We start from the raw sequence: 9,404 nt of genomic DNA on the forward strand, positions 1-9,404 counted from the left end.
TTGATGAAAAAAGTAGTTTTTTTTCTCTTTTTTAGCGTTTGTTTTTTGATAAATTTACACGCTTTAGAGTGCAGTGATCTTGCTAAAAAAGAGAGCTTTAAAACTACTCCAAATGGGCTTGCTTATCTAAATGAGAGTCTATTTTATTGCGATGGCTCACTTATAAATTTACAAGAGATAAAAGAGCTTTTTGACGCTAGTATGGCTGTTAGAAGTGAGTCTCAAAGCTGTGTCGGCGATGGCGTTTATAAAGAAAATTTAAATAAGCTTAGATGGCTTTTGCTAAAAGCGTCATTCGCACCTGAATTTTACGCAAGAGAGCTTGCAAAGCCTGATATTGCTGAAGAGCAAAAAGACGCCAGGATGGAGTATTTTAGATACTGGGCAAATGAAAGTTTGTTTAATTTTTTAAAATATAAAAAATTTTTAGAAGCCTATAAAAACGCCCAAACTCCGCTTGTGAAATTTTATGAAAGCCTTGGACTTGATACCGCAAGTGCTGCGTATTACGCAACTAGCGTGGTAAATGAGTTTTTGACATTTAGTGTTGGCAAAAATGTAAATAAGGCTAAAATTTTAACTCCTGAACAAAAGATGATCGCTCAAAAGATAAGTTTTGATGAGCTGGCAAATTTGCTTTACTCGAAAAATTTCAGTACCGCTGAGCTTACAAATTTGCTTAATATTGCACTTTTGAATGAAAAGAGTGGCGATATGATAAAAGAGATCATAAGGCGTGGAGCGGATGTAAATTTAGGTGATGAGACGCCGCTATTTTTTGCGCTAAAAAATATAGAAAATGTAAAAATTTTACTTGCAAATAAAGCTGATGTAAATCATAAAAATTTCTTTGGAAAAAGTGTGCTTTTTTATGCTGTGCAGTTTAGCGATAAGCCACTTTGTGAGCTTTTGCTAAAAAATGGTGCCAATGTAAACGAGAGTTACATAGACGAAAATGCCAAGATGAATATGATAAATTTGGGTATGGCTCAAGTTGAAGATACATGTGGGTTGGAGCATACAAACAGAAGCGTTTTTATGCACGCAGCAGCTCACGCAACGCCAGAAATTTTAAAGCTTTTGATAGATAACGGCGCTGATATCAATGCCACTGATGACGATGGATTTAACGCGCTTGACTATGCCATGAAAGAACAAAACGAAAATACGATCAAATTTTTAGAAAATTTGGGTTTAAAACCAAATTTCAATTAGGAAAAATCATGAAAAAGACAGCTTTTGTAACTGGTGCAACATCTGGATTTGGCGAGGCGATCGCCAGAAGACTCTCAAAAGAGGGCTACAAGATAGTCGCTCTTGCAAGGCGAGAAGATAGGCTAAAGAAGCTTGCAACAGAGCTTGGCGATACGCATATTATCGTAGCTGACATACGCGACAAAGAGGCTGTTTTTAAAGCGGTAGAGAGCTTGCCTGATAAATTTAAGGATATCGAAGTGCTTGTAAACAACGCTGGCATGGCGCTTGGGCTTGAAAAGACGATAGATGCGAAGGTGGAGGACTTTGAGGCGATGATAGACACCAACGTCAAGGGTCTTATCTACTCGACAAAGGCGGTTTTGCCACTACTTTACAAACAGGAAAAGGGCTATATATTTAACCTAGGCTCGACAGCTGGCTCATGGCCATATCCTGGAAGTAACGTTTATGGTGCCACAAAGGCCTTTGTAAAGCAGTTTAGTCTAAATTTAAGAAACGATCTAGTCGGTACAAATATCAGGGTGACAAACATTGAGCCAGGGCTTTGCAAGACTGAATTTAGTGAGGTTAGATTTAGAGGAGATAAGGCAAAGGCGGATAGTCTTTATGAAAATACAAATTTTATCACATCTGAGGATATCGCGACGATTTTGGTAAATTGTCTAAATATGCCTGGAAGTGTCAACATAAACAGGGTCGAAGTCATGGCAAATACGCAGACTTGGGCTGGGCTTGCGATAGAAAAATTTTAAGGAGTTCTTGTGAGACAAATTTTATTATTACTTTTTTTTAGCATTGCGCTTTTTGGTGTCGATCCAGAAGTAGCAAAGAGAAACGCTGAAATTTACGGCGTATTCACGCTTATACCGCCTGTTGTGGCAATAGCACTTGCTTTTATCACAAAAGACGTCATCTTGTCGCTATTTATAGGTGTTTTTAGTGGAACATTTCTCATAAATATCATCAATGAAAACATCTTTATGGGTATCGTAAAAGGCTTTACCGGCATCGTTTCAAGAGTCGTTGAATCAATGGCTGATAAGACTGATTCAGGTATTTTGCTTCAAGTGCTTTGTATAGGCGGCGTGGTCGCACTTATCACAAAGATGGGCGGCACAAAGGCGGTTGCTCTTTGGCTTAGTAAAAAGGCAAAAAGCGGCATTTCAGCTCAAATTTCAACATGGCTCATGGGTATTTTTGTATTTTTTGATGACTATGCAAATGCTCTAATAGTAGGTCCAATTATGAGACCAATAAGTGATAAATTTAAAATAAGTCGCGAAAAACTAGCTTTTATCATCGATGCTACTGCAGCACCGATCGCTGGTATTGCTATCATCTCGACATGGGTTGGCCTTGAGGTTTCACTCATCGAAAAGGGCTATGAGCTAGTTGGAGAGACTGGAATTAACGCTTATTCTATATTTATCGAGACAATTCCATATAGATTTTACAACCTCTTCATCTTATTTTTTATAGTTTGTACCGCCTTGATGCAACGTGAATACGGACCAATGCTATTAGCTGAAAGACGTGCTAGAAGAGGCGAGCTTCACTCAGGTAAAACTCAAATTCAAGATCTTGAAGATAAAACACTTGAGCCAAAAGAAGGCATAAAATTAAGCGCTGCAAATGCTGTTGTGCCACTTCTTGTGCTAGTTATTGGTGCATTTACTAGTTTTTACTTTAGTGGTCTTGCTGCACTTGAGGGCGATGCTCTTAAAAATGCACTTGCCAATCCGCTTGCTTTTTCTACTTTTAAAGATACTTTTGGCGCGGCAGACTCGGCTACATCGCTATTTCAAGCAGCACTACTTGCTAGTATCGTAGCTATCACAATGGGCGTTTGGCGTAAAATTTTTGACGTAAAAGAGGCTATCAGCACATGGGTAAAGGGCTGGAAGACTATGATAATTACGGTTGTGATTTTACTTCTTGCGTGGAGCCTTAGTGCTGTTATCAAAGAGCTTGGCACATCAAGATACTTGGTTGATTTATTAAGCTCTTCTACACCTAAATTTATATTGCCAGTTGCTGTTTTTATCCTTGGTTCGTTTATCAGCTTCTCGACTGGAACAAGCTACGGCACGATGGGAATTTTAATGCCTCTTGCTATCCCACTAGCTTATGCTGTCGGCAAAAACTACGGACTAGAGGGTGAAGCGATGCATGCATATATGATCGTAAATATTTCAGGCGTACTTACAGGCGCGATCTTTGGCGATCACTGCTCACCGATATCGGATACTACGATACTTTCATCAATGGGCGCAGGATGTAATCATATCGATCACGTATCGACTCAAATGGTCTATGCGCTTAGCGTTTGTGCTGTTTGCGTGCTAGTTGGTTACTTGCCAGTTGCACTTGGTCTTAGCGTTTGGATCGCACTTCCTTGCGGATTTTTAGCGATTTGGGCGCTAGTTAGATTTGTTGGAAAGAAAGTAGAAGCATAAATTTGGATTGCAATTATTTAAAAGAGTGCGGCTCTTGCACTCTTTTTACTCCTTACGATGAGCAAATTTTATTTAAAACTGACCTTGTAAAACAAAATTTTTCAGAGTTTTATGATGGTGAGTTTGATGTTTTTAGCTCAAAACCAAAACACTACCGTACAAGAGCTGAGTTTGGTATCTGGCACGAAGGCAGCAAGCTTTGCTATACGATGCATGCAAGCGAAAAGGGCAAAAAGGTCTTTATAGATGATTGTCCAAAGGTCTGCGAGCAAATTTCAGAGCTTATGCCAAGCTTGCTTTATAACTTGCAAGAGAGTGAAATACTGCGCGCAAAGCTTTTTGGAGTGGAATTTATCTCTTGTAAAAGCGGTATTTTAATCACACTTCTTTACCATAAAAGGCTTGATGGCGAGTTTGAAACGGCTATGAAAATTCTAGCCAGTAAGCTTGACGTCACCATACTTGCTAGATCGCGTGGGCAAAAGCTACTAAGTGGTGAGCTAAATTTGATCGATGAGCTAGACGTTGGCGGTGAAATTTATAAATTTAGCCTAAGTGAAAATGCCTTTATCCAGCCAAATAGAGCTGTAAATGAAAAGATGATAGCTTGGGCAAAAGAGTGCGTGAAAGGCGGTGCTGACCTTCTTGAGCTCTACTGTGGACATGGAAATTTTACTATCCCGCTTTCGTTTAAATTTAATAATGTACTTGCCACTGAAATTTCAAAGAGCTCGATCGCAAATGCCCTTAAAAACTGCGAGCTAAATAAGGCTAAAAACATCAAATTTTTACGAATGGATGCTGATGAGCTTATGAGCGCATTTGCTGGCGTTAGGGAATTTAATAGACTAAAGGATATAAATTTAAGCGATTTTAACTTCTCTCACGTCCTTGTTGATCCGCCCCGTGCAGGACTAAGCGAAAGTGTTGTAAATTTCATCAAAAATTTTAAAAATATCATCTATATCTCGTGCAATCCAGAGACTCTGAAAGAAAATTTAAAAGAGCTTTGTAAAAGTCATAAAGTGATAAAATTTGCCATTTTTGATCAGTTTGCAAACACTCATCATATTGAATGCGGCGTGCTACTAAGGGCAAAAGAATAATTTAAAAAAGGAAAAATAAAAAAATGGTTTCACTAAATAAAATCATCCAAGCAAAGATCACGATCGGTCATTTTGTAAATAAAACTCCATTTGCTCTGAGTGCAAAACTTAGCAAAAATTTGGGAGCAAGCATCTATCTAAAAGAGGAAAATTTACAACGAACCGGAGCTTATAAAATAAGAGGCGCTTACAATAAAATAGCTAGCCTAAGTGATGAGGAGAGAAAGCGTGGTGTCGTGGCTGCAAGTGCTGGCAACCACGCTCAAGGTGTAGCTATAAGCGCAAAAGAATTTGGCGTACACGCTTGCATCATCATGCCAGAATCAACCCCGCTTCTAAAGGTTGCTGGCACAAAAGACCTTGGTGCAGAGGTTATTTTAAAGGGTGATAATTTCGATGAGGCGTACGCTTTTGCGGTTAATTACGCCAAAGATAAGGGTATGACCTTTGTTCATCCATTTAACGACGAGTACGTCATGGCGGGGCAGGGCACTGTGGGACTTGAGATGCTTGATGAGATAAGCGATCTTGATATAGTCATCGTCCCAGTTGGCGGCGGCGGATTAGCTAGCGGTGTGGCTAGTTGTATAAAACAAGTTAATCCAAAGACAAAAGTAATCTGTGTCGGTGCAAAAGGCGCTCCAGCGATGTTTAATAGCTACGGCGCTAAAAAAAGCATAAACTCAAAATCGGTTCGCACTATAGCTGACGGTATCGCTGTGCGTGATGCGAGTGAGATCACGTTAGCAAATATTATTGAGTGCGTTGATGAGTTTGTGCAGGTCGATGATGAGGAGATCGCAACTGCGATTTTATTTTTGCTAGAGACTCAAAAGATCGTAGTTGAAGGAGCTGGTGCAGCTGGCGTGGCAGCACTTATGCATGATAAGATCAAATTTAAAAAAGGTGCAAAGATAGGCGTGGTGCTAAGTGGTGGAAATATCGACGTACAGGTGCTTTCTATTATCATCGAAAAGGGTCTTATCAAGTCTCACCGCAAGATGACACTTCAAATCACACTTGTGGATAAGCCAGGAGCGCTCATGAGTCTAACAGATAGCTTAAAATCAGCAAACGCAAACATTGTGAAGATCGACTACGATCGCTTCTCGACAAGGCTTGATTATGGTGATGCAAGTATTACTATCACACTTGAGACAAAGGGTCTTGAGCATCAAGAAAAGATCAAAGAAGTGCTTACTAAAAACGGTTTTTCTTTCACTCAACTATTTTAATTTAATGGCTCGCTACTATTTAAAGTAGCGAGCATGATTTACCTATTAAAACAAAATCTCAAATTTCGCATTTACGCTGTTTGACTTCACGTCTTTAGCAAAAGCACCTGTGTAAGATAAACCTAAATTTATATTTTTATAAACATTAGCTTTTACACCAAGGCTAGCTGTGCCAAGATCGCGCACCTCTTTTCCTTCAAGTTCCAAGTATCCAGCATTTGCGATATTTACGCCGATATTTGCTCTTGTATCGCCAACTAGTCTATTGTAGGCTAGATCAGCTTCAAATTTCATCTTTGTACTACCAAGGCTAAATGGCACACTAGGGTTTAGACCTATGCTAAATACACCTAAATTTCTAGTTTTTTCATCAACATCCATTCTGAAAATTCCTACATTTTGGCTAGTGCTATCAGTTTTCATACGTAGATAGCTTGCGCCCACATAAGGATTTAGTGAGAAATTTGTACTGTTAAAGCTAGTTAGTGCCAAATTTGCGTAAGTAGTAAGTGCCTTTTCTTTGCTTTTTACATGCTCATTTGAGTAAAAGCTAGCTATTGTAGCACCATTTTGTGTTTTTCGTTTTGCATTTGTGTATATGAGACCGAGGTCTAGTTTTGTGCTGGCGATCTGGCTTTTTCCGTAAATGCCTATACTTGTGCCTTTTGTTTTATAAGCATCATCGCCATCTTCTTTTACTTTTTCGTTGCTAGCACCAAGCACGCCGCCAAGTGTGAAAACATCATTTACACTACCGTCAAATCCAAAAAGCTGAGTGAGCGAGTTTGCTTTTACATCATCAAATTTCATAGCATTAGCCATGGTATTTGACCAAAATTTCATGCCATTTCCATCGATTGCTTTTGCACTGAATGGATCAATTTCATGATTGATGATTGCATTTTTGAGCAAGATATTTTCTAGTAAAAATGCATTATGTTGAGCTAAATTTGCATTATTTGCAAATGTTTTTAGCGTATCACTTGCTTCTTTTGGTGTAGCGTAGATGAAGTGTCTGTATAGATCGCTTGTGATGACTGCTGGTCTACTTCTAAACGGCGAAGCAAGGACTGCTGGTCTGCTAGCTGTACTCTCAATGAGCTGTGCTACTCTTTTTTGGTTGTCGCTAGCTGCGATACTTGTTATTGTATTTTTTGACTTTTTTAGTGTTAATTCTAGCTTGTTGTCACTATAATTTCTACTAAGGTCAAAAAATGCGTATTTTCTTAAGATGGTGTCATTATAGCCACTAAAATTTCCAGTTACGGCATAAGTTTTTGCCTTTGAGCTATCATCATATAGTCTTTTCATGATATCTACATCTGGCTTGCTTATATCTATGATAGAGTTCTTTTCAAAATTTAGATTTAAATTTGCTGCGTTATTTGAGATGATATAACTACCACCTGTTTTTATAGTAGCTTTTACTGCGTCATTTGTGCTTTTTCTAGTTACATCTTTAAAAGATAGCTTTTGAGAAAATTTATTTCTATCAATCTCTCTAACGCTCATCTCTTTAACAATCTCAAGTGCACCACCATTTTCGACAACTACTTCGCTTGATTTTAGTGATTGATTTAGTGCTGTGATCTTGCCGCTTTTTATTATAGTCTTGCCAGTGTATGAGTTGGTTCCTGCTAGTTTTAGAGTGCCTAGACCTCTCTTAATAAGAGTTCCTTCATAGCCTTCGCTAGCTCTTTGCTCTCTTGCTTTTTCTCTAGCGTTGCCTATATCAAGTTCAGCCTTTTGCTCGGCTGTTAAATTTGACATTTTCTCAAGCTCAGCCTTGCGATTAGCCCAAATTTTTGCCTCTGCCTCATCTTCAGTCTTTCTGTATTTTATAGCTACATCGCTGATATTATTTGAGTAAAGATCGTCCGTGTCTAGACTTACATCAAATACGCCTAGTAGCTGTCCTGGCCCAAACATAGCCTTTGACATATCAAGTGCTCCCCAGCCCCAGCGCTCATCAGGTACGCCAAGTGGCGCAGTAAAACCAGAAATTCTTTTTGTATCGGCTGGCTTTTTAAACTCATCTCTAACCTGTCTCGCGGTAGTTAGTAAAACATCTCTTGCTTGAGAGTTGCTCATATATGGATATCTTTGCATTACAAGACCAAGTACGCCAGTGACATGTGGAGCTGCCATTGATGTACCATCCCAGCTATCGTAACCAGCGTTTCCATTTTTAGGATCAACTGTGCTTGATTTTATACTTTTACCAGGTGCTGCGATACTCCACCACTTTGAGTGTCCTGCGGTATTAAAGTGTTGTGCATCGCCACCTGTCATTCCAGTGACGTTTATCCAGTATTTTTCAGCATCTGGACGAAAATATGGAAGCATTGCTCTTGTGTATGACTCTTTCATGCCATTTCTATTTCCGGCAGTGAAGACTTGAATGATGCCGTATTTTTTGGCGACTTCATAAGCGGCATCCATGAAATTTTTGCCTTTTGTAACAAATGGATAGTAGCTTTTATAGGCTGCGTCAAGGTCTTTTATATCTAAGCTATTGCCACCATCAAATCCAGTTGCTCCCTCATAAGCTTTATAAAATTTTCGGTTTGAACCCCAGCTATTATTTATAGCTCTTGCGCCACCTTTGGCTAGTCCCTCATAAGATGCTAAAAAGAAGTTGTAGTCTTGGTTTGGTCCATATGTCATACCATCGGTTCCGCCAGTATTTCCTACTATAAGTTTTGAGTCAAATGCTACACCATGCATCCCTTTACCATCTCTTGAGCCAGCAATTGTGCCAGCTACGTGCGTGCCGTGCGAGTCGTTTACACCAGCGATCCAGTTGCCATCAGCTTCAAATTTATCACCTTTTTTAAAGTCGCCAAAGTCAGCTCTATTTTTATCAGTGCTTCCCTTTTTTAAAAAAGGAGAGTTGCCGTGCTCAGTATCTGGATATTTTTGTCCGTCTTTGTAGTAGCTACCAGAAATTTTTAGTGCGCTTATCCTACCGTCACTAAGTTCAGGGTGGCTAAGTAATGCGCCAGAGTCCATAACGCCAAGCGTCACACCTTTGCCTGTCACTCCAAGAGCATACGCAATAGCTGCATTGATACGCTTTAGTCCCCAGTATGCTTCATATTCAGCGCTCTGCCAGCTACTTATGTCGCCAAATTTACCACTTTCTTGATCGTTGGCTTTTAGCGAATTTGTAAACAAAAGAGCACAACAAGCTGCACTTATAAAAATACATTTTTTATTTAAAATGGATCTTTTCACATCTCATCCTTTTGCATAAAATTTAAATGGATTGTAATATCCTTAAAATAAATTATTAATTAAAATATTAAAATTTATGATAAAAATTTACTTTAATAATCCCTTTTTTACGCTATTTTTACTATAAGATATGAAAAAATAATTAAAATGGT

The 9,404-nt window shown here is 38.9% G+C and carries 6 protein-coding genes; 5 read left to right on the forward strand and 1 reads right to left on the reverse strand.

The genetic code is table 11. The features are described 5' to 3' along the window. The first annotated feature begins 3 nt into the window (after positions 1–3). Genes F3G69_RS05080 through ilvA form a run of 5 tightly spaced genes read left to right on the forward strand, consistent with a single transcriptional unit; the run spans position 4 to position 6,015 of the window. The gene (locus tag F3G69_RS05080) at positions 4–1,215 is read left to right on the forward strand and encodes an ankyrin repeat domain-containing protein (protein ID WP_149714603.1); all 1,212 of its coding nucleotides are present in this window, start codon (positions 4–6) and stop codon (positions 1,213–1,215) included. A gap of 8 nt (positions 1,216–1,223) precedes the next feature. After that, positions 1,224–1,970, forward strand: a complete 747-nt coding sequence (locus F3G69_RS05085; RefSeq protein ID WP_107708878.1) for an SDR family NAD(P)-dependent oxidoreductase — start codon at positions 1,224–1,226, stop codon at positions 1,968–1,970. Between the two features lie 9 nt (positions 1,971–1,979). Beyond that, the gene (locus F3G69_RS05090; protein ID WP_149714604.1) at positions 1,980–3,674 is read left to right on the forward strand and encodes a Na+/H+ antiporter NhaC family protein; all 1,695 of its coding nucleotides are present in this window, start codon (positions 1,980–1,982) and stop codon (positions 3,672–3,674) included. A gap of 2 nt (positions 3,675–3,676) precedes the next feature. Next, positions 3,677–4,780 (forward strand): tRNA (uridine(54)-C5)-methyltransferase TrmA, encoded by a 1,104-nt coding sequence (gene trmA, locus F3G69_RS05095; RefSeq protein WP_149714605.1) that lies wholly within the window; start codon positions 3,677–3,679, stop codon positions 4,778–4,780. Positions 4,781–4,803: 23 nt separating this feature from the next. Next, positions 4,804–6,015 carry a threonine ammonia-lyase gene (gene ilvA / locus F3G69_RS05100; RefSeq protein ID WP_021090937.1) on the forward strand — a complete coding sequence of 404 codons (1,212 nt, stop codon included), beginning with the start codon at positions 4,804–4,806 and terminating at the stop codon, positions 6,013–6,015. 45 nt (positions 6,016–6,060) lie between these two features. On the opposite strand, the gene F3G69_RS05105 is transcribed toward ilvA, so the two are convergent. After that, on the reverse strand, positions 6,061–9,252 hold the full coding sequence (locus F3G69_RS05105; protein WP_149714606.1) for a S8 family serine peptidase: 3,192 nt from the start codon (positions 9,250–9,252) through the stop codon (positions 6,061–6,063). Between the last annotated feature and the right edge of the window lie 152 nt (positions 9,253–9,404).

Origin of the sequence: Campylobacter concisus (assembly GCF_902460625.1) — a bacterium.
GTDB classification, from domain to species: Bacteria; Campylobacterota; Campylobacteria; order Campylobacterales; family Campylobacteraceae; genus Campylobacter_A; species Campylobacter_A concisus_AD.